Source organism: Vibrio sp. RM-69-4, assembly GCF_024743775.1.
Taxonomy (GTDB): Bacteria; Pseudomonadota; Gammaproteobacteria; order Enterobacterales; family Vibrionaceae; genus Vibrio; species Vibrio anguillarum.
Genome location: NZ_JAMQXI010000035.1, coordinates 1 through 2,108, shown reverse-complemented (window position 1 = coordinate 2,108; position 2,108 = coordinate 1). Strand labels below are relative to the sequence as shown.

Genomic DNA, 2,108 nt, shown 5'->3' with positions numbered 1-2,108 from the left:
GCAACTCAGGTGAATTTAGGGGCTCAATATTTTGGGATTTCTCCGGCTATTCGTTTTGTGTTGTCGGCAAATGAACTTTTTCACCCTCAGATTCGTGGTTAACTCAAACCGTAAAACAGACAACATTCTTGGTTTGCCTCAATCATTTTTAGCGTTGGCTTGCTGCCAATTCAGCTGGCGCAAAGTGTGGAAAGGGCAAGTTGATCGAGCATTTTGTACTTGCTGAAAGTCTTGCTTGTTGAGTTTGTCGCATTCAAAAGCTTGGTTTGTTGTTGAAAGGTGGACTTTGTTTTGGCGGCTCATTTATCACGGCTCTGGCTTGGGTTGGTTCTTGAATCACTCAACCATTGCAATTGTGGCTTTTGATCGAGTAAAGTCAGTTTATCTTATTGAATTTGCATAACAAACGGCTCAAGAGGGATTACCAACGCGTGGCGACTTTAGTGCAAAATTGCAGTTCAGTGTTTACAGTGTGTTTTTTAAGTTCGGCTGTGCGTTGTCAACCCCTTAGCCGGGCGTTATGTTTAATCACGCAAAATCAGTTGGTTGCATCTTTTCTTTGCTCCCTCGGCTTGTTGGTTTTGTGTTTGCCGGCAAATTGGCTTCGTTTGGCGCTGTTTTCTGGACATTTATTCTTTGGCGCTGGAAATTCAGAGAATTGCCTCAGTCGATTTTCGAGTAAGCGCGAGGTTGGTTCGGCTGGCTCAATCAGTATTTTGATCACAGGTTTTGGGGCTTGAATTGCCGAAATTCGAAGTCTGTTTTTCAAAACTATGAGTCGTTTCAGTTTTCTGGGTTTTAGCTTTTGTTTGTCAGTCAAAACCGAGTTAATTTTGGTTTAGGTAAAACGTAAGTCATTGAAGCTTAAACATAACAAACGCTTCAAGAGGGACAGCCAACGCGCGGCATTTTTACTATGCGTTGGTTTTTGTGATTACGGTGTTATGCGGAAGCTTAGTAGTAGCGTTGGCTGCCCCTTAAGCGGGCGTTATAAGCTAAAGAGGAATTATGACCAAAATCTATTTCGTATGTGGCTTTATTGGTTCGGGTAAAACTACCTACTCTAAGGAGCTTGCAAATAAACATGGAGCCTTTCGTTTCTCCATCGATGAATGGATGATTCCTTTATATGGTGAACATATGGAGCGTGAAGTCTTCGATAGCCGTTTGGCTACGCTTCAAGACTTATTCAAAGACTCTGCTCGCCAGCTTTCTGCTCTTGGTGTCCCAGTTATTTTCGATTTTGGTTTTTGGCGCAAAGCTGACCGAGAAACTTTTACTGGTTGGGCATCAGAGGTGGGTGTTGAGAGTGAAGTTCATTATCTTGATGTTCCCTTCGAAACATGCCAACAAAGGGCACTTTCACGTAATTCAGATTTGGATGGCAAATCGTATGAAATTACACCTGAAATGTTGAAATTGTTCTGGTCTTGGTTTGAAACACCAGCGTCGAATGAAAATGTTGTTTGGGTTCATAGGGATACTCAACCACGCTTATAACAAACGGCTCAAGAGGGATTGCCAACGCGTGGCGACTTTAGTGCAAAATTGAAGTTCAGTGTTTACGGTGTGTTTTTTGAGTTCGGCAGTGCGTTGTCAACCCCTTAGCCGGGCGTTATGCAACTCAGGTAAATTTAGGGGGTTAATCTTTTTAGATTTCTCCGGCCATTCGTTTTGTGTTGTCGGCAAATGAGCTTTTTCACCCTAAAATTCGTGGTCAACTCAAACCGTAAAACAGGCAAATTTCTTTGTTTGCCTCAATGAGTTTTAGCGTTGGCGCGTTGTAAATTCAGTGGGCACAAAGTGTGGAAAGGGCAAGTTTATCGAGCATTTTGTACTTGCTGAAGGTTTCGCTCGTTGAGTTTTCCTGACACAAAAGCTTGGTTTGGTGCTGAAAGGTGGACTTTGTTTTGGCGGCTCATTTATCACAGTTCTTGCTTGGGTTGATTCTTGAATCACTCAACCATTGCAATTGTGGCTTTTGGTCGTGTAAATTCTGTTTATCTCATTGAATTTGCATAACAAACGGCTCAAGAGGGATTGCCAACGCGTGGCGGCTTTAGTGCAAAATTGAAGTTCAGAGTTTACAGTGTGTTTTTTGAGTTCGG

Annotated in this window: 1 protein-coding gene; it reads left to right on the top strand. The window is 42.6% G+C overall.

The window, feature by feature from the left end:
• The first annotated feature begins 1,008 nt into the window (after nt 1–1,008).
• Nucleotides 1,009–1,500 carry an ATP-binding protein gene (locus NB504_RS04305; protein ID WP_258428368.1) on the top strand — a complete coding sequence of 164 codons (492 nt, stop codon included), beginning with the start codon at nt 1,009–1,011 and terminating at the stop codon, nt 1,498–1,500.
• The last annotated feature ends 608 nt before the right edge of the window (nt 1,501–2,108 follow it).